Source organism: Prescottella defluvii, from assembly GCF_000738775.1.
Taxonomy (GTDB): Bacteria; Actinomycetota; Actinomycetes; order Mycobacteriales; family Mycobacteriaceae; genus Prescottella; species Prescottella defluvii.
In genome coordinates this window covers 1-18,118 of record NZ_JPOC01000029.1, presented here as the reverse complement: position 1 = coordinate 18,118, position 18,118 = coordinate 1, and the positions used below count along the sequence as shown (strand labels likewise).

The 18,118-nt window shown below is 69.1% G+C and carries 19 protein-coding genes; 10 read left to right on the top strand and 9 right to left on the bottom strand.

Features of this window, described 5'->3' with window-relative positions; genetic code table 11:
* Positions 1-52 precede the first annotated feature (52 nt).
* The 4 genes from IJ15_RS0111965 to IJ15_RS0111950 form a co-directional block, all read right to left on the bottom strand.
* A complete protein-coding gene (locus IJ15_RS0111965; protein WP_031938571.1) occupies positions 53-466 on the bottom strand; it encodes a SufE family protein in 414 nt (137 codons plus the stop codon).
* On the bottom strand, positions 463-1,374 hold the full coding sequence (locus tag IJ15_RS0111960; RefSeq protein WP_031938570.1) for a sulfurtransferase: 912 nt from the start codon (positions 1,372-1,374) through the stop codon (positions 463-465). Before IJ15_RS0111960 ends, IJ15_RS0111965 begins: the two co-directional genes overlap by 4 nt.
* An 85-nt stretch (positions 1,375-1,459) precedes the next feature.
* On the bottom strand, positions 1,460-2,836 hold the full coding sequence (locus IJ15_RS0111955; protein ID WP_031938569.1) for a condensation domain-containing protein: 1,377 nt from the start codon (positions 2,834-2,836) through the stop codon (positions 1,460-1,462).
* Positions 2,837-2,841: 5 nt separating this feature from the next.
* Positions 2,842-4,323 (bottom strand): condensation domain-containing protein, encoded by a 1,482-nt coding sequence (locus IJ15_RS0111950; RefSeq protein WP_031938568.1) that lies wholly within the window; start codon positions 4,321-4,323, stop codon positions 2,842-2,844.
* A 304-nt stretch (positions 4,324-4,627) separates the two neighbouring features.
* On the opposite strand from IJ15_RS0111950, the gene IJ15_RS0111945 reads away from it, so the two are divergent.
* Both IJ15_RS0111945 and IJ15_RS0111940 read left to right on the top strand, forming a co-directional pair.
* Positions 4,628-6,289 (top strand): MFS transporter, encoded by a 1,662-nt coding sequence (locus IJ15_RS0111945; RefSeq protein WP_081880715.1) that lies wholly within the window; start codon positions 4,628-4,630, stop codon positions 6,287-6,289.
* A complete protein-coding gene (locus IJ15_RS0111940; RefSeq protein WP_031938566.1) occupies positions 6,290-6,658 on the top strand; it encodes a group III truncated hemoglobin in 369 nt (122 codons plus the stop codon). It abuts the gene before it with no gap.
* A 7-nt stretch (positions 6,659-6,665) separates the two neighbouring features.
* Here IJ15_RS0111940 and IJ15_RS0111935 read toward each other — a convergent pair whose 3' ends face one another.
* The 3 genes from IJ15_RS0111935 to IJ15_RS0111925 are packed head-to-tail and all read right to left on the bottom strand — an operon-like array spanning position 6,666 to position 9,300.
* Positions 6,666-7,310, bottom strand: a complete 645-nt coding sequence (locus IJ15_RS0111935) for a Maf family protein (RefSeq protein ID WP_031938565.1) — start codon at positions 7,308-7,310, stop codon at positions 6,666-6,668.
* A 17-nt stretch (positions 7,311-7,327) separates the two neighbouring features.
* Positions 7,328-7,663 carry an acyl-CoA carboxylase epsilon subunit gene (locus IJ15_RS0111930; protein WP_031938564.1) on the bottom strand — a complete coding sequence of 112 codons (336 nt, stop codon included), beginning with the start codon at positions 7,661-7,663 and terminating at the stop codon, positions 7,328-7,330.
* Positions 7,660-9,300, bottom strand: coding sequence for an acyl-CoA carboxylase subunit beta (locus IJ15_RS0111925; protein WP_031938563.1), 1,641 nt, complete (start codon positions 9,298-9,300; stop codon positions 7,660-7,662). The genes IJ15_RS0111930 and IJ15_RS0111925 overlap by 4 nt, the downstream gene beginning before the upstream one ends.
* Before the next feature lie 140 nt (positions 9,301-9,440).
* Here IJ15_RS0111925 and IJ15_RS0111920 point away from each other — a divergent pair, with 140 nt between their 5' ends.
* Complete coding sequence (locus tag IJ15_RS0111920; protein WP_031938562.1) at positions 9,441-10,274, top strand: biotin--[acetyl-CoA-carboxylase] ligase; 834 nt, start codon at positions 9,441-9,443, stop codon at positions 10,272-10,274.
* 3 nt (positions 10,275-10,277) lie between these two features.
* On the opposite strand, the gene IJ15_RS0111915 is transcribed toward IJ15_RS0111920, so the two are convergent.
* Positions 10,278-10,697, bottom strand: a complete 420-nt coding sequence (locus tag IJ15_RS0111915; RefSeq protein WP_031938561.1) for a DUF7144 family membrane protein — start codon at positions 10,695-10,697, stop codon at positions 10,278-10,280.
* Positions 10,698-10,907: 210 nt separating this feature from the next.
* Here IJ15_RS0111915 and IJ15_RS0111910 point away from each other — a divergent pair, with 210 nt between their 5' ends.
* The 4 genes from IJ15_RS0111910 to IJ15_RS0111895 all read left to right on the top strand — a co-directional run bounded on the left by IJ15_RS0111910 (position 10,908) and on the right by IJ15_RS0111895 (position 14,315).
* A complete protein-coding gene (locus tag IJ15_RS0111910) occupies positions 10,908-11,501 on the top strand; it encodes an HdeD family acid-resistance protein (protein WP_031938560.1) in 594 nt (197 codons plus the stop codon).
* A 166-nt stretch (positions 11,502-11,667) separates the two neighbouring features.
* Entirely contained in the window at positions 11,668-12,258 is a 591-nt protein-coding gene (locus tag IJ15_RS0111905; protein WP_031938559.1) for a PH domain-containing protein, read from the top strand.
* Positions 12,259-12,296: 38 nt separating this feature from the next.
* Positions 12,297-12,977, top strand: a complete 681-nt coding sequence (locus IJ15_RS0111900) for a response regulator transcription factor (protein WP_031938558.1) — start codon at positions 12,297-12,299, stop codon at positions 12,975-12,977.
* Between the two features lie 12 nt (positions 12,978-12,989).
* On the top strand, positions 12,990-14,315 hold the full coding sequence (locus IJ15_RS0111895; RefSeq protein WP_031938557.1) for a sensor histidine kinase: 1,326 nt from the start codon (positions 12,990-12,992) through the stop codon (positions 14,313-14,315).
* On the opposite strand, the gene IJ15_RS0111890 is transcribed toward IJ15_RS0111895, so the two are convergent.
* Positions 14,312-14,947, bottom strand: coding sequence for a GtrA family protein (locus IJ15_RS0111890; protein ID WP_031938556.1), 636 nt, complete (start codon positions 14,945-14,947; stop codon positions 14,312-14,314). The genes IJ15_RS0111895 and IJ15_RS0111890 overlap by 4 nt on opposite strands.
* Before the next feature lie 131 nt (positions 14,948-15,078).
* Between IJ15_RS0111890 and IJ15_RS0111885 the strand changes: the two genes are divergently transcribed.
* Genes IJ15_RS0111885 through IJ15_RS0111875 form a run of 3 tightly spaced genes read left to right on the top strand, consistent with a single transcriptional unit; the run spans position 15,079 to position 18,055 of the window.
* Positions 15,079-16,341, top strand: a complete 1,263-nt coding sequence (locus tag IJ15_RS0111885; RefSeq protein ID WP_031938555.1) for a 5-(carboxyamino)imidazole ribonucleotide synthase — start codon at positions 15,079-15,081, stop codon at positions 16,339-16,341.
* The gene (gene purE / locus IJ15_RS0111880; RefSeq protein ID WP_081880707.1) at positions 16,316-16,843 is read left to right on the top strand and encodes a 5-(carboxyamino)imidazole ribonucleotide mutase; all 528 of its coding nucleotides are present in this window, start codon (positions 16,316-16,318) and stop codon (positions 16,841-16,843) included. Before IJ15_RS0111885 ends, purE begins: the two co-directional genes overlap by 26 nt.
* A 30-nt stretch (positions 16,844-16,873) precedes the next feature.
* Positions 16,874-18,055, top strand: a complete 1,182-nt coding sequence (locus IJ15_RS0111875; protein ID WP_031938553.1) for a sensor histidine kinase — start codon at positions 16,874-16,876, stop codon at positions 18,053-18,055.
* The last annotated feature ends 63 nt before the right edge of the window (positions 18,056-18,118 follow it).

Here is an 18,118-nt window from a genome sequence, read left to right as displayed (position 1 = left end):
GGGTCATTGCTGTTTCGGGTGAATTGGGTCAGGTGTTACGCGAGACGCACGATCAGTTGCGGAGGTGCCGCTTGATCCGTGCGAGCATCGCGCTCATACCGCGCAACCGCAGGGGGCTGACGGCGTCGGCCAGGCCGAGGTCCGCGTAGAAGTCGTCGGGAACCGCGAGAATCGTTGCGGCGCTGTGCCCGTCGAGCCCCTGATGGAGGATCGACGCGAAGCCCCGCGTCGTCGGAGCCTCGGCGGGAGCACTGAAATGCAACCGCACCTTCTCCCGGTCCGAACTGTCGACGAACAGGAACAGCGGCGACTGGCACTCCGGGACCGGCTCCATCGCGTCCTGCTCGAGCTCGGCGGGCAGCGGTGCCAACTCGCGACTGAACTCCAGCAGCAACTGCAGCTTGTCCTGCGCGCCGACCGCGGCGAAGTCGTCGACGATCTCGGCGAGGCTGTCCGGCACGCTCACGACGCCGCCTCCTCGGTGGCGCCCGGAACCAGACCCGGCGCGTCGCCCTTGACGATCGGCACCCGCACCACGTTGCCCCACTCCGTCCACGAGCCGTCGTAGTTGCGGACGCTCGGGAACCCGAGCAGATGGGTGAGGACGAACCACGTGTGGCTCGACCGCTCCCCGATACGGCAGTACGCGACGATGTCGTCGTCACGCGAGAAGTCGGCGTAGATCTCCTCGAGCTCGGGACGGCTGCGGAACCGCCCGTCCGGCGCCGCGGCCCGCGCCCACGGAATCGAGATCGCCGTGGGGATGTGACCGCCGCGCAGCGCCCCCTCCTCCGGGTAGTCCGGCATGTGGGTGCGCTCGCCGGTGTACTCCTGCGGGGAGCGCACATCGACCAGCGGACCGGCACCGAGATGCGCCAGCACGTCGTCCTTGAACGCCCGGATCGTGGTGTCGTCCCGCTCGATCACCGGGTACTGCGTCGGCGGCGGCGCCGGGACGTCGAGCGTGGTGTCCCGGTTCTCCGACAGCCACGCGTCGCGGCCGCCGTCGAGCAGGCGCACATCCTGATGCCCGAACAGCGTGAACACCCACAGCGCGTACGCCGCCCACCAGTTGCTCTTGTCGCCGTAGATGATCACCGTGTCGTCGCGGGAGATGCCCTTGCGGCTCATCAGGTCCGCGAACGCCGCACCGTCGATGTAGTCGCGGGTGACCGGATCGTTGAGATCCAGATGCCAGTCGATCTTCACCGCGCCGGGGATGTGGCCGATGTCGTACAACAGGACGTCCTCGTCCGACTCGACCACCTTCACACCGGGGGTGCCCAGGTTGACGGACAGCCACTCGGTCGAGACGAGTCGCTCCGGATGGGTATACGCAGCGAACGCGGGATGGGGGTCGGGCGCGACGGGCACGGGTGGGCTCCTGAAGCAGTGGTGGCAGGCTGTGCGTGTCGATTCTAGTCGCACCCGCACAACCTGCCTCAGGTCACCGCGAGCCTCAGGTCGCCGGGACCACCGCCGGACGGCACGCGGCCGTCAGCACCGCACGAAGCTCGGTGAGGAACCCCTCGATCGTCGCGTGCGCCACCGCGGTGTCGGGGAATCGGGACCGCAACGCCAGACCCGACTCGGTGCGCGAGATCCAGAACTGGGCGTCGTCGGCCACCGTGACATTGCTGATGTGGTGGGCGTTGAGCGTCGCGTGGTCGGCGGTGCCCGGCAGCCGTCGGTAGTCGATGTACGACGCCATGAAGACGTCCGTGCGGACCCGCCGGTACCGGTCGCCCATGCTGTTGCGGACCTGCGCCATCGACACACCCTGCACGTCCAGCGCCGCCCGGAACGAGGCGTGCGTGCGCGCCAGATCGGTCGTGAAGTCCACGTCGTCGGCATACACCGTGATCGGGCCGTTGGTGGTCAGCCAGCCGATCGCCTCCGCCCACCGCGAATCGTTGCGGGCGTGCAGCGGGAACTGCAGCGGCAGCAGCGCCGGACCGCCGGCGCGGCGGATCGCGGTGCCCATCGCGGTGAGCACACCGGTGAACACGCTGCCCTCCGCGGCGACACACAGCTGCTCGAACTGTGCGGTGGCCTCGGCATCGAGCAGGGGACGGACGTCGGCGGCCTGCCGCACCGGCGACCCCGCCTCCACACCCAGATCCAGCGGGAAACTGGGCGACGTCCCGCCGCAGAGCGAGTAGAAGTGCGCCCACGCGGCGATCCGCGGATCGCTGTCGGCGATCGCGGGGGACCGGGCCTCGTCCCGGCAGAACGCGACGAAGCTGCCCGCCGGATGCGGATCGACGGCCGGTGTCAGACCGGCGCACTCCTCGTACAGCCGACGGAGGTCCGCCAGCGCGAACACCAGCGAGTAGCCGTCGACCAGGGTGTGGTCGAACGCGGCGATGATCGTCGACGAGGTGTCCCGCTCGATGGTCGCGAACATGTAGGCGGGTGCGGTCAGCGGGTCGCACACCTCGGTGAAGCGGCCGCGCAGGTGGTCGCGCAGATCGTCCGACGCGGTGAACACCTGCGACGGCGACGGGGTCACGCGTACCTGCCGAGGATCGAAATCGACCCGGCCGATCGAATCCGGAGTCACCTCGAACCCGGTGTGCAGGCTGTCGTGCCGCTCGATGAACAACCGGAACGCCCGCGCCAGCGCCTCCCGGTCGAGGCGGATCGGCAGGTCGAAGGCCGCGGCCATCCACACGCTGCGCCCGGCGCCGTGGATCCGCGCGGTCTCGAGGTGGAAGTGCTGGTTGTACGACGGCAGCAGATCGGAGTCGGTGACCGTCCCCGGGTCCGGGGTGACCAGCCATTCCGTCAGCTCGCCGGGTGTGACGTGGTAGCGGTCGATAGCGGTGACGTGCATGTCGATCACCCCTTTCCGATTGTGTAGTCGCCGGTGTCGGCGACGGTGCGAATGATGACGCCCAACCGCTCCGCGTAGCGGCTCACGGAGTCGTGCGCAGCCGGGGTGTCGGGGTGGGACAGTGCGATCCAGGTGCTGTCGTGCAACTGGTTGATCCACATCGACACGATGGAGGTGTCCTTGCCGCCGACGAGGCCGGTGATGTGGGACGCCGCGACCGTGGCCGCGTCGAGCGGCAGTCGGTGCACATCGAGGTACGACACGATCGGCGGTACCGACAGCGTCGACGGGGCGACCGAGGCGCCGTCGCCGGCGGCGGCCAGCACCATGTCGATCACCCGGTGAACCGAGACGTCCGCGAGCGCGCGACCGCCCCGGTAGGCCTCCCGCGCGCGGGAGGCGAGTTCGGAGAAACTGGTGGCGCCGTCGAGGCCGAAGCTCACCGGGATGACGTTGATGAACCAGCCCTGCGACCAGGCGAAGTCGGCCCCGCGGGTGCCCACCGGAGTGAGCCCCAGGTACCGGTCCCGACCGGCGAGCTCGTGCTCGACGATCGCCAGCGCCGCGAACCACGCGCCGATGGCGTTCCCGCCGTGCGCCGCCGCGACCTCGGTGAACCGCGCGCTCTGCACGGGGTCCGCCAGGTCGAAGCGCGAGCCCACCGCGGGCCGGGGACCGTCCTCGACACCCAGGTCGAGGGGGAAGCTGGGGAGGGTGCCGCCGTGCTCGGCGAGATGCGACAGCCAGCCGGTGACCTGCGGCGACGCCAGGGTCAGCGCCTTGGCCCGCTCCTGCTCCTGCTGGCTGAACTCGACGAAACTGCCCGCGTCGGGCAGCTCGGCCGGCGTGCCGGACACCTCGGCGAGGTACAGGGTCCGCAGCTCGGCGAACGTGAGCAGCATCGACTGTGCATCGGTGTGCGCGTGGTCGACGGCGTGGAACACCGTGAACCGGGCCGCGTCGGCCCCGGTCTCGCCGCTGCCGGTGTCGTGCTCGACGGCGCCGAACACGAACGCCGGCCAGGACAGCGCCGACGTGCCGGTCGCGAACCGGTGCTCGACGTGCTTGCGGATCTGCTCGGAGCTCGCGTGTTCGTCGATGATCCGGGGCTCGAGCTCGATCCCCTCCGCCGGGACGACGTGCCGGCGGATCGGGTTGCCCGCATCGGTGGGATCGGCGTCGGGGTCCTCGAACGAAAACCAGCTCGCGAAGGTTTCGTGCCGGCGCAGGTAGGTCTCGATGGCCCGCGTCATGGCCGGGGCGTCCAGTGGGCCCTCGATCTCGAAGGCCATGCCGATCCACGGTGACTGGGCGGCTGAGGTCCGTGCCGTCACCGCGGCCCGGCGCAGGTGACGCTCCTGGATTGTGGACGGCAGTGCCGGATCGATCGCGGCTTCCGCCGCGACACGAGCCGCGTGATCACTGACCGTCCACTCGACGAGCCGCCCCGATGGCGGCGTCCAATGGGTGATCAGGTTGAGCTCCATGCAAGGCACTCCGAAGGTGTAGCGGGCACACCTCCCGCGACTCGTCGCCAGGAGGCGCTGCGCGCGGTCGTGGTGGTGGGGTGTGCTCAGAGTCACCCCCGAGCGCGCTCACGAGATTAGGCGGGAAGGTCTCGAAAGTGTCTACTTTCATGCATTCTTGGGAAAGAACACGTTTCAAGATCGGTAAAGTGAAGGGCGTCCTGTGTCAACTTTGCAGCCGCATCCGACGCCATCGGACACCGTGACGTACCCGCCCCCACGTCGGGCGTGGCTGGGCCTGACCGCCAGCCTGCTCGCGGTGTTCATGCAGTTGCTCGACACGACGATCATGAACGTCGCACTGCCCAGCATCGCGTCCGACCTCGGCGCCGACTCGTCCGCGCAGTTGCTCATGGTCAGCGTGTACGTCCTGGCGTTCGCGTGCACCCTCATCACAGCCGCCCGACTCGGCGACATGCTGGGCCGGCGACGGGTGTTCCTCGCCGCGATGTCCGTCTTCGTGCTGGCGTCCCTGCTGTGCGGTCTCGCGCAGGACCCGCTGTGGCTGGTGCTGGCGCGCGCGGTCCAGGGCCTGGCCGCCGGATCGATGTCGGCGCAGACCTTCGCCCTCATCGCCGGACTGTTCCCGAAGTCGCGCCACGCCCGCGTCTTCGGCATCTACGGTGCGACGATCGGCCTGGCCACCGTCTCCGGCCCGCTCGTCGGTGGTCTGCTGATCGCCTGGGACCTGTTCGGATGGGGCTGGCGAACGATCTTCCTGGTCAATCTGCCGCTGGGCCTGCTCGCCCTCGGCGTCGCCTGGCGGTATCTGCTCGACGCCCGCCCACCGACGCCCCGGCGACTGGACCCGGTCGGAGCGGCACTGTCGGCGCTCGGTCTGCTGCTGCTCATCTGGCCGCTCGTCGAGGGCCGGGAGCGGGGCTGGCCACCGGTGCTGATCACGATGCTCGCGATGTCCGTGCCGGTCCTGGTGGTGTTCGTGGTGTACGAGCGCCGACTCGCGCGCCGCGGCGGCGACCCGGTACTGCGCATCGACCTGTGCGCCGACCGGTCCTTCACCCGCGGCGCGATCATGGTGTTCCTGTTCTTCGGCACCCTGACGTCGATGATCTTCACGATCTCGCTGACCCTCCAGTTCGGCTTCGGGTTCTCGGCGCTGAAGGCCGGTGTCACCACGCTGCCGTGGGCCGTGGGGACCGGCCTGGCCGCCCCGCTGGCCGCACTGGTGTACCGGCGAATCGGCAACCTGGTCCTGCCGCTCGGCATGGTGCTGTTCGCCGGATCGCTGGTGGCGCTGGCCGAGGTCCTGCACCGGGAGGGCACCGATCCCGGCCTGTCGGCGCTGGCCGGGCCACTCGTCGTCGGCGGTGTCGGACTCGGCCTGTTCGTCGCGTCGCTGCAGACGGCGGTGCTGGCCTCGGTCCGTCAGGAGCAGGCCGGGATCGTGTCCGGCCTGCTGCCCACCATCCAGCAGGTGGGCAGTGCAATCGGTCTGTCGGTGATCGGTGTGGTGTTCTTCGGCCTCGTCGCGGTCGCGGCCCCCGACGCGGTGCAGCAACAGCGCGGCGACCTGGTGGCCGGTCTGACGTCCGCCGGAGTACCCGCCCCGCTGATCCCGCAGGTGGAGAAGAAGTTCGTGGACTGCGCCACCGAGCAGCTGTCGTCGTCGCATCCGGCGCGGGTGCCGGACGGCTGCGCCGATCTCGGCGGGGGCGGCTCGCTGACGGGCGCGCAGCAGCAGATCGTCGACAAGGCGCTGGCGGTGTCACTGGACTCGGCACGGGCCGCGGCCGGTGAGGCGTTCCTGCAGGCCGAGCGGCGAGTGCTGTGGGTCGTCGGTGGCATCGGTGTCCTCCTCGCGCTCGGGTCGCTCACCCTGCCGCGCTGGAACAGGGTCGAGGAGGACGACGCGGTCGAGTCGTCGGAACCGGTCGAAGCGCGTGTCGCCGTGGGGAACTCGCGGTAGATGGATCCCGACCTCACCGGTCGCGCCGACATCGACCGACTGCTGCGCGCGTTCTACGAGCGGGCGCTGGTCGACCCGCTCCTGGCGCCGGCGTTCGAGACGCTCGCGGTGGTGGGACTCGACGAGCACCTACCCGTCGTCGGCGACTTCTGGGAACAGATCCTGTTCCGGACGGTCAGATATCAGGGGCATTTCGGACCCGTGCACGACGCGCTGCACCGACAGCACGGCCTCGCGGGCGAACGATTGGAACGCTGGCTGGCGTTGTGGTGCGCGGTGGTGGACGAAGAGTTCGCGGGACCGAACGCCGATCGGGCCAAGACGAAGGCGCGGGCGATGGCTGCGGCCCTGCAGCGAGGGTGGAACTGAACCGGGACTAGCGAACCGGAGTGTTCGCGGCCCACAGGTCGGCGATCCCGACGCCGACATCGGTGAGCAGATGCCGCACCAGCGGCAGGCCGATCCCGACGACGCTCGACGGATCGCCCTCGATCCGCTCCACGAACCAGCCGCCGAGGCTGTCGAGGGTGAAGGCGCCGGCGACCTTCAACGGCTCCCCGGTCGCGAGATACGCCTCGAGGTCCGCATCGGACGGCGATGCGAAGTGCACGACGGTGCCACTGTGATCCGACGACTCGGCGACGACCGCACCGTCGGCGGTGCGGAGCACACTGTGCCCCGTCAGGAGCGTCGCGCTGCGGCCGGCCATGGACTTCCAGCGGCGGCGGGCGACGTCGACGGTGTGCGGCTTGCCCTGCAGTTCGCCGTCGATGAGCAGCATCGAATCGCAGCCGATCACGACGGCGTCGGTGATGCCCTCGGCATTCAGGGCGGGAATCACGTCGCGGGCCTTGGCCTCGGCGAGCGTGGTGACGACCAGTTCGGGGGCGGCGGACGGCCCCAGGCGGTCGATGATTGCATCCTCGTCCACGCCGGAGACGCGGACGGTGGGTTCGACCCCGGCGCCCCGCAGCACGGAAAGCCGTGCCGGGGACGCCGAGGCGAGAACCAGGTGTGTCACTTGTGCGGACCGATCGATCAGAACGGGCGCGCGGCGACCGGGTTGCCGAACGAGTACGGCGAGAACGGCGCGTGCCCGCGATGCATGCGGGTGGGCGCGCCCCAGGTCTCGGGCGGCAGGCCGTCACCGGCCGGCGCACCCGAGGCGGCCGCCGCGGACAGCACCGCAACAAGCACGGCGACATCCTCGTCGGTCGGGTTGCCCTTGACGATCGTGATCATCGGCGATTGCGGGCCCGACGTGATGGCGGGCTCGAGTCCGGCGACAGCGTCGGCCAACGCAGCTCCTTCGAGCGAGGACGCGTCCAGCAGCGCGGCGTCGGTGAGCACTTCTTCCGGGGTGGTCGCTGTCATAGGGGGATGTTCCCATGCTTCTTGGGCGGAAGCGAAACCATCTTGCGCTCGAGCAGACGCAGAGCGGAGACGATCTGTCCGCGGGTGTGCGACGGCGGGATGACCGCGTCGATGTAGCCGCGCTCGGCCGCAACGTACGGGTTCACCAGGGTGTCCTCGTACTCCTGCTGCAGCTTCAGGCGCAGTGCATCGACGTCTTCACCGTTCTTGGCGGCCTCGAGCAGCTGCTTGCGGTAGACGAAGCCGACAGCGCCGGACGCGCCCATGACCGCGATCTGTGCGGTCGGCCACGCCAGGTTGACGTCGGCGCCCATGTGCTTGGAGCCCATGACGTCGTACGCGCCGCCGTACGCCTTGCGGGTGATGACGGTGATCTTGCCGACCGTCGCCTCGCCGTACGCGTACAGCAGCTTCGCGCCGCGGCGGATGATGCCGTTGTACTCCTGCTCGGTGCCCGGGAGGAAGCCCGGGACGTCGACCAGGGTGATGATCGGGACGTTGAACGCGTCGCAGGTGCGGACGAAGCGCGCGGCCTTCTCGGACGCATCGATGTCGAGGCAGCCCGCGAACTGGGTGGGCTGGTTCGCGACGATGCCGACGCTGCGGCCGTCGACGCGGCCGTAGCCGACGATGACGTTCATGGCACGGCCGGCCTGCACCTCGAGGAACTCGTCGTCGTCGAGGATGCGACGGATGACCTCGTGCATGTCGTACGGCTGGTTGGCCGAGTCCGGGATCAGCGTGTCGAGCTCGCGGTCCTCGTCGGTGAGCGAGTCCTCGATCGAGCCGACGATCGGATCGGTCGGGGCCAGGCGCGGGGTCGCGGCCTGGTTGTTGCTCGGCAGGTAGGACAGCAGGTCCTTGACGTAGTCGAGCGCGTCCTGCTCGCCGGAGGCGACGTAGTGCGCGACACCCGACTTGGCCATGTGGGTCCGGGCGCCGCCCAGGTCCTCCATGGTGACGTCCTCGCCGGTGACGGTCTTGATGACGTCCGGGCCGGTGACGAACATCTGGCTGGCCTCGTCGACCATGACCACGAAGTCGGTCAGCGCGGGGGAGTAGACGTGTCCACCGGCGGCCGGGCCCATGATCAGGGAGATCTGCGGGATGACACCCGAGGCCTGGACGTTGCGGTGGAAGATCTCGCCGTACAGGCCGAGCGAGACGACGCCCTCCTGGATACGCGCGCCGGCACCTTCGTTGATGCCGATCAGCGGGCGGCCGGTCTTGATCGCCAGGTCCATGACCTTGACGATCTTCTCGCCGTAGATCTCGCCGAGCGAGCCGCCGAACACGGTGGCGTCCTGGCTGAAGACGCAGACGTCGCGGCCGTCGATGGTGCCGTAGCCCGTGACGACGCCGTCACCGACGGGGCGGTTGTCGGCGAGGCCGAAGTTGGTGCTGCGGTGCCGGGCCAGGGCGTCGAGCTCGACGAACGAGCCCTCGTCCAGGAGCGCGGTGATGCGCTCGCGCGCCGTCAGCTTGCCCTTCGCATGGACCTTCTCGACTGCGGCCTCACCCATCGGCTGCATTGCCTGCGCCTGACGGTTCCGCAGGTCAGCGAGCTTTCCCGCCGTCGTGTGGATATCGGGGGTATTCGCCGCCTCCGCCGCGGCTGGCTCCTGCACACTGGTCATGGGCAGTGAGCTTAACCAGGTCTCCGAGGCCTCCGTCGAGTGAGGTCGGGTTGCGCTGAATTATTCAACCTAAGCTACTGACGAGTCACATTCCAGTAGTGCCCCCGGGTGCATTCTAGGCTGGGCGAATGGCTGGAGACATGTGGACCGATCTCAACCGACCCCCGCTGAATGCCGACGCGCTCCGACGTGCGCTCGTCCGCGACGCCGGGGGTGACCCGGACGCGTTCTGGTCCCGTGTCGACGTGGTGGCCGAGACCGGTTCCACCAACGCTGATCTACTGGCGCGGCCCCGGGACGGCGACTACGCCCGCAGCGTGCTCGTCGCGGAATACCAGTCGGGTGGTCGCGGGCGGCACGCGCGACCGTGGGTGAGCGCACCCCGGGCGCTCGTGACGGTGTCCGCGGTGCTCGACATGCCCGGCTTGGAACTGTCCGACATCGGGTGGCTTCCGCTGCTGTCCGGGATCGCGGTGGTGGACGCCCTGCGCAACGTCGCGAAGGTCGACGCAGAACTCAAGTGGCCCAACGACGTCCTCATCGGGGGGAAGAAGGTCGCCGGCATTCTCGCGGAGGTGGCGGCTACTGCGCCCGTGCCGACGGTCGTCGTCGGGATCGGACTGAACGTGAGCCTGACCGAGGACGAGTTGCCGGTGCCCACCGCGACGTCACTGGTGTTGGAGGAAGCGGACGTCGCCGACCGTGACATTCTGCTGCGGGCCGTGCTCCGGGAGCTGGCGCGGCGCTGGCGGGACTGGCAATCGGTGGGGTGGCGAGTGGAGGACCTCACGGCCGCCTACCGGGAGCGGTGCGGCACCCTCGGACAGTTGGTTCGCGCGGAGCTCCCCGGCGATCGGGAACTGATCGGGATCGCGACCGATGTCGATGTCGAGGGGCGGATCGTGATCACGGCAGAGGGCGAGTCGCCGGTCGCGGTATCGGCCGGCGACATCACCCATCTGCGTCGTCTGTGAGCGTCAGGCGCGCTCGGTGTCCCACGTGGACACGGCCCAGATCACCACGATGTCGAGCGCGATGATCAGGATCGACCACATCGGGTACCACGGGATCCACAGGAAGTTCGCGATGATCGACAGCGCCGCGATGACGATCGCGGTCACCCGCGCCCACGTCGCACCGGTCAACAGCCCCAGCCCGACGAGGACCACGACGATGCCGAGGACCAGGTGGATCCAACCCCAGGTGGTGAGGTCGAACTGGTAGACGTACTCGGGGCCGACGACGAAGAAGTTGTCGTCCGCGAGTGCGGAGATTCCCTGGAAGATCTGCAGGATTCCGACAGTCATGAGAATGATCGCGGCGGCGATCGACGTTCCCGCAGCGAAGCCCTGTTTGGCGCCGCCCGAACTGTGGGTAGTCGGTGTGCGATCCGTCATCGCAGTTCCCCTTTCGATCGGTCGAGTAGACATCGTGGGAGAAGCCACTCCTTCAGGAGGAGTGTCGCCTCGAATTCTGCTCGGGAACCTCACCCGCTGCGGGTGAAACCGCATGAAGTCGCACGAGAGAAGGACAAAACGCTCCCGCACTGGAAATAGCGTGAATTGCTGCTACTTTGACGCTCATCCACGATTGCGGAGGGGAAGACGATGAATGGTCGACAGAGCGAGACGACAGGATTGGACGATGTCTGGGCCGGCGATTCCGGGCAGTGGGAAACCGCCCGCCGCTTCCTGACCGGACTGACCGTCGTCTTCGGACTGCTGACGGTCGGCCTCGGCATCGCGATGCTCGTCTGGCCCAGCGCGACCCTGGTGGTGGCGGCCGTCCTCATCGCGATCCAGGTGTTCGCGTTCGGCATCATCCAGATCGTGCGGTCGTTCGCCGAGGTCGGCGCACCGAGCTCGGCGCGCACCCTCACCGGCCTGTCGGGTGCTCTGGCGATCCTGCTGGGGTTCCTCGTGCTCCGCAGTCCACTGCAGACGCTCGTGGTCATCGCGCTCGTCATCGGAGCGTGGTGGGTGTTCCGTGGTGTCCTCGACATCGTCGCCGGAGCGTCGGAGGTCCCGGGCAACCGTGCTGTCGGGATCGTGCTGGGACTGATCAGTGTCGTGGCGGGTGCGATCGTGCTGCTCCAGCCGCAGCTGTCGCTCGAGGTCTTCGTGATCGTCGTGGGCGTCTGGATGGTCCTGTACGGCGTCATCGTGGTCGCGGCGGCCTTCCTCACTCGACGCGCGAGCTGATCCGCCGGACCTGAATCGGGTCCCACGGCGAGTGGAGGTCCGATGGCGCGCAAGAACATTCGGCAGTCGCCGGTCCCGACGAACCGACCGGACTGGGCGATCCCGCGTGGGAGGTCCGTGAACCGTCGGGCACCTCGCCGGACCGGCGACCTGTCACACTCTTCGCATGGGCTATCCGCAGGACGCGCTGGCGGTCGACGAGGAGCTGGTGCTGCACCGGCACCCGCACTGGAAGATGCTCGTCGTCCCGGCGCTGATCTTCATCCTGGCCACCGCGGTCGCGGGTTTCGCGGCGGGAATCGCGCAGTCGCAGTTGAGTGGCGGCGCCGTGACCGTCGTGCTCCTCGTGATCGCCGCCCTGTGGGTCGCCGTCGTCGGATGGCGGGTGCTCGTGCCGGTGCTCCGGTGGAACTCGACGCACTTCATCGTCACCGACCGCCGGGTGATGATCCGGCACGGGGTGATGACCCACACCGGCATCGACATCCCGATGAACAGAATCAGCAACGTGCAGTTCCGGCACGGACTGGTGGACCGGATGCTGCGCACCGGAACGCTCGTCATCGTCTCGTCGTCCGACGACCCCCTCGAGTTCGACGACATTCCCGACGTGCAGAAGGTGCATTCGCGGCTGTACCACCAGGTGTTCGATTCCACCTCCATGCCCCGCAACGACCATCGCGGGGAGTACCCGGGGCCGGGACAGACACCGGACGACCCCGGGGACGACGGCCGGAATCTCCGGAAAGGCTGGTAATGGGGCCGCGCCGACGACACCGACCGTAGGCTGTCGTCGTGACCGCTGTACTACTTGCCGAAGATGACGAGGCCATCGCTGCGCCACTGTCGCGTGCACTCGGACGCGAGGGCTACACCGTCACGATCGAACAGACCGGGCCCTCGGCGCTCGACCGCGCACTGACCGGCGAGTTCGAACTCCTCATCCTCGACCTCGGTCTGCCCGGGATGGACGGCCTCGAGGTGTGCCGCCAACTGCGGGCCCACAGCCTGGACCTCGCCGTGCTGATGCTGACCGCACGCACCGACGAGGTCGACTTCGTGGTCGGTCTCGATGCCGGCGCCGACGACTACGTCGGCAAACCGTTCCGCCTCGCCGAACTGATGGCACGCGTGCGGGCCCTGCTCCGTCGCAGCGGCGGCGGGGAGGACGTGGTCGTCGAGGTGGCCGGAATCCGCCTCGAGCCCGCGGCCCGTCGAGTGCTCGTCAACGGATCCGAGGTGGCGCTGGCCAACAAGGAGTACGAACTGCTGCGCGTGCTGCTCGAGCATGCCGGCCAGGTCGTCTCCCGCGACACGATCCTGCGCGAGGTGTGGGGCGACGTCGAACTGCGCGGATCGAAGACGCTCGACATGCACATGTCCTGGCTGCGCCGCAAGATCGGTGACGAGGGAGCGGGCGCCGACCGCCGGATCTCGACCGTGCGTGGAGTCGGCTTCCGCATCAACACCGACTAGGTCTCCCGCGCCGTGCGCCGCAGAATCCTGCAATCGATCCTCGCCGTCGTCATCTTCACCGGCCTGTTGCTCGGCGTGCCGCTGATCTACACCGCGTGGCAGTGGGTGGAGGACTTCACCCGCAGCGACCTGCAGGGCCGACTCGACCGGATGGCCGCCGAGATCATCGTCCAGGAGGGCACCTCCGGCGTCGTCGAAGGCGGACTCGACACGACAGGGCTGCGGCTGGTCGTCCCGGAGGGCGGCAAACTCGTGGTCGTCTACCCGACCCCCGAGGAGGGCGCGGCACGTCTGGACATCGGCGCCGACACGGTGGAGTCCCCGCTCGTCGAATCCCTGTCGATGGGGACGTCGGGGTCGCTGCGCCTCGAGGTGCCGTCGAATCGGATGCGGACCCTGCAACAGCAGGCCGTCGGCGCCGTGACCCTGCTGGTGTTCGCGTCGATGGGCGCCGGCGCCGGTGTCGCCGTAGTCACCGCAAAACGTCTCGCCGACCCGCTCAAGGACGTCGCCGAGCGCGCGGCCCGGCTCGCCGAGGGCGACTTCCGGCCGGACTCCCGACGACACGACATTCCCGAACTCGACCGCGTGTCCGACGTGCTCGACTCGGCGACGGTGGAGATCGCCGGACGTCTGCAACGCGAACACGCCCTCGTCGGCGACGTCTCACACCAGCTGCGCAGCCGCCTCACCGCTGTGCGGTTGCGGCTCGACGAACTGTCGGGCCATCCGGACCCGGCCGTGGTCCACGAAGCCGAGGAAGCGATGGCCCAGGTCGACCGGCTCACCGTCGCCGTGGACGACCTGGTGCGCTCCTCGCGGGCCAACGGTGCCGCCGACCGGGAACCGGTATCGGTGGTGGGCGAACTCGCGAGCGTCGTCGCCGACTGGCAGGGACCGTTCAAGGACGCGGGCCGCGTGCTGCGATTGCGCGGAGAACCACGGTTGACATCGTCGGCGACCGGATCACGGCTCCGGGAGGCCGTGTCCGTGCTGATCGACAACGCCCTCCAACACGGCGCCGGCACCTGCACGGTGTCCGTGCGCCTGGTGTCCGGACCGGTGGGCCACGACTCCGGCAAGGGCTCGCGGGTGTGCGTCGAGGTGTCGGACGAGGGCGAGGGGGTGAGCGACGAGCTCGCGCCGCACATCTTCGATCGGGGCTTCTCCGGGGCCGGATCGACCGGCGTCGGACTGGCGCTCGCGCGGGCGCTCGTGGAGGCGGACGGAGGCCGGCTGGAACTGCAGCGGCGACGTCCGGCGTTGTTCGCGGTGTTCCTCGCCCCGGTCAAGAACGAGGCGCCGACCCGGGTGGTCGGCATCCACGAACCGCGCTAGGAGCGGGCGGGGTCCTCGCCGGCGAGTTCGACCTGCTCCGGCTGCTCGATCACCTCGTGGACGGCGGCCACGGGCGCAGCGGTCGCAGGAGCGGCGGCGTCGGCGGTCTTCGCGGTGTTCGCGATGTCGGCGGAGTTGTCAGAGTTGTCAGAGTTGTCCTCGGGGAACACCCACCGCCGGAACGACCAGAACCGGAACACCATCTGGAACAGGTTGCCGATGATGTAGTTCAGAACGAAGTCGACCACCACCAGCGTCCCGAAGCCCAGGGACGTGCGGATGTCGAAGAGGTTGTTCGCGATCCACAGCGGTGCCGCGGCGATGAGGACACCGATGCCGGAGATCGTGAAGAAGAGCAGTGCCTCGTGGTGGCGTTCGCGGCCGCCGCGATGCTTGAACGACCATTCGCGGTTGAGGATGTAGCTCAGGACGGTCGCCACCACACCCGAGAGGATCTTCGCGACCACGGGCTTCTGCTCGAGGATCGTGAGGCTCAGGGAGTAGAAGATCGCGAGGTCGACCACCATCGTCGTGCCGCCGACGATTGCGAACTTGATCAATTCGTGGTGGCGAAGAACGATGGCTCTGAACGGCTGAGGAACTCGGCTCATCGCCGCGTCGACGAAAGACACAACATCGTATTCTACGAACCCGGGATCTCGATCGATGCAGCGGACTGTCCATTATCAGGTTCTCCACAGCTTGGGACCGTCGATGACCTCGGAAGAACCGTTCCGAGGTGAACGTGACACCATGGTGTGTCGTGACCGGCAAATCTGATTCCGAACCTCGCCCCGCCCCTCCGCGCGATCTGCCCAGCGGTATGCCCGTGGTGACGATGATCGGTGGTGGCCAGCTCGCGCGCATGACCCACCAGGCCGCAGTCGAGCTGGGCCAGACGCTGCGGGTGCTGTCCGGCAGCATCGACGAACCCGCCGCCCAGGTCAGCCCCGACGTCGTCCTGGGCAGCCACGAAGATCTCGCGGCGCTGCGCAAGGCCGCGCTCGGCTCGAATGCGCTGACGTTCGACCACGAGCACGTCCCCACCGAGCACCTCGAGGTGCTGGTGGCCGAGGGTGTCAACGTGCAGCCGCCGCCGCAGGCGCTCGTGTACGCGCAGGACAAGCTGGCGATGCGCCGCAAGCTCAGTGAGATGGGCGCCCCGGTCCCGGCCTTCGCCGAGGTCACGTGGGCCGAGGACGTGATCCGTTTCGGTGCCGAGCACGGTTGGCCGATCGTCCTCAAGGCGGTGCGCGGCGGCTACGACGGCCGTGGCGTGTGGATCACCGACGACTCCGACGAGGCCGAGGCCATCGTCACCGAGCAGCTCGACAAGGGCGTCGAACTGATGGTCGAGCAGGCCGTCGACTTCACCCGTGAGCTGTCCGCGATGGTGGCGCGGTCGCCGTTCGGTCAGGGGGCGTCGTGGCCGGTCGTCGAGACCGTGCAGCGCAGCGGTCAGTGCGCGGTGGTGCTCGCGCCGGCGCCGCAGCTGTCGGCTGAGCTGGCGTCCGAGGCCGAGCAGCTCGCGCTGCAGATCGCGGCCGAACTCGGTGTCGTCGGATCGATGGCCGTGGAGCTGTTCGAGACCACCGGCGGCACGCTGATCGTGAACGAACTGGCGATGCGCCCCCACAACTCGGGCCACTGGACCCAGGACGGCGCGCGGACGTCGCAGTTCGAACAGCACCTGCGTGCGGTTCTCGACTACCCGCTCGGCGACACGTCGCCCCTCGCGCCGGTCACGGTGATGGCGAACGTGCTGGGGGCCCCGGAGGCTCCGGCCATGAGCATGGACGAGCGCCTGCACCACCTGTTCGCGCGGATGCCCGACGCGAAGGTGCACCTGTACGGCAAGGGCGAACGCAAGGACCGCAAGATCGGGCACGTGAACATCGTCGGCGCAGCCGGCGGGTCCGTCACCGACCCGGACTACGTGGCGGCCGTGCGTGAGCGCGCGGAACGGGCGGCACACTGGCTGTCGCACGCCGAATGGACTGATGGATGGGATTCTCACGGTGAGTGATTCGAACGGGCCCGCAGTCGGGCTGATCATGGGCAGCGATTCGGACTGGCCGACGATGGAGGCCGCCGCCGAGGCGCTCGCCGAGTTCGGTATCCGGTTCGAGGTGGGCGTCGTGTCCGCGCACCGCACCCCGCAGCGCATGCTCGACTACGCGCGCGACGCCGCGGGCCGCGGCATCAAGGTCATCATCGCCGGTGCCGGTGGCGCCGCGCACCTGCCCGGCATGGTGGCGTCGGCGACGCCGCTGCCGGTGATCGGCGTGCCGGTACCGCTCAAGTACCTCGACGGCATGGACTCGCTGCTGTCGATCGTGCAGATGCCGGCCGGGGTCCCGGTCGCGACGGTGTCGATCGGCGGCGCGCGCAACGCGGGCCTGCTGGCCGCGCGCATCCTCGGCGCGTCGGATCCGGCCCTGCAGCAGCGGATGGCCGACTTCCAAGCGGGTCTCGAGCAGATGGTCCTGGAGAAGGACGCGGCGCTGCGCGCCAAGCTGCTCGGCTGAGCAGCCGGATCCGGGTTCTAGGCTGACGGGATGGCCCGGTTCCCCCTGAGCGAGCGTTGGTATCGCTGGAGCGCCGCCCACGCGGTCGGAATCGACCGTGTCGAGGCGGCGCTCCTGACGTTGGTCTGCCTGGCCGCTGCCGTCGACGGCAGCGACGTGCGGATCATCGTCTCGCTGGGTATGACGGTGCCGCTCGCGTGGCGGCGCTCGCGCCCCGTCGCGTCGGGGTTCGTGATCGCGGCGTTCGCGGTCGTGCACCTGCTGGTGATCCCCGGCACCTTGATGCCCAGTGCGGTCGCGGTACCGATCGCGCTGTACGCGTTCGCGGCGTACACGCCCCGGTGGAGCAGCTACACGGCACTGGCGCTCGCGATCCTGGGGGCCACCGCCGCCGGCGTCGAGTACTTCGGGTACGACGGGCGCACCTGGCAGGGCGCAGCGGCCAACTCGGCGTTCCTGATCGTGTTCGTCATCGCGGTGTGGGCGTTCGGCGACCTGCGCCGGGTGCGCATCCAGGAACTCGAGGGACTCGCCGAGCGGGCGCGGTTGCTGGAACTCGAGCGCGCCCAGGAGGCGGAACTGGCGGCCGTCAACGAGCGCACCCGCATCGCCCGCGAGATGCACGACATCGTCGCGCACTCGCTCACCGTCGTGATCGCGCAGGCCGACGGCGGACGCTACAGCGCCGCGCGGGATCCGCAGGCCGCGATCGATGCGCTCGAGACCATCTCGTCGACCGGTCGGCAGGCTCTGACCGACATGCGGGCGTTGCTGTCGGTGCTGCGCGAGGACCGGCCCCGCGAGTTCGCGGTCATGCCCGGCGCCGGTGACATTCCCGGATTGGTGACCGAGCTGCAGCGGGGCGGTCTCGACGTCGACCTGACCGTGACCGGGGAGCCCCGCGAGTTGTCCACCGGTACCGGGCTCACGGCGTACCGCATCGTCCAGGAGTCGCTCACCAACGTGCTCAAGCATGCCGGGCCGGGAGCGCTGGCGCGGGTCGAGGTGAACTGGGGCGGCGACGACGTCGAACTCGTCGTCGACGACGACGGTCGCGGCGGCGCGGCCGCCCTGATCGACGCTGCCCCCGGCGGGCAGGGCGTCATCGGCATGACCGAGCGCGCCAAGCTGCACGGCGGCAGGCTCGTCGCCGGACCGGTGCCGGGCGGCGGCTATCGGGTGCGGGGCCGGTTGCCGTACGCCGCGCCCTAGGTGTACCCGGTCAGGACGTTGGTAGCGGGCGTGTCGGCTTGATGTGAAGAGAACCTCCGAGTG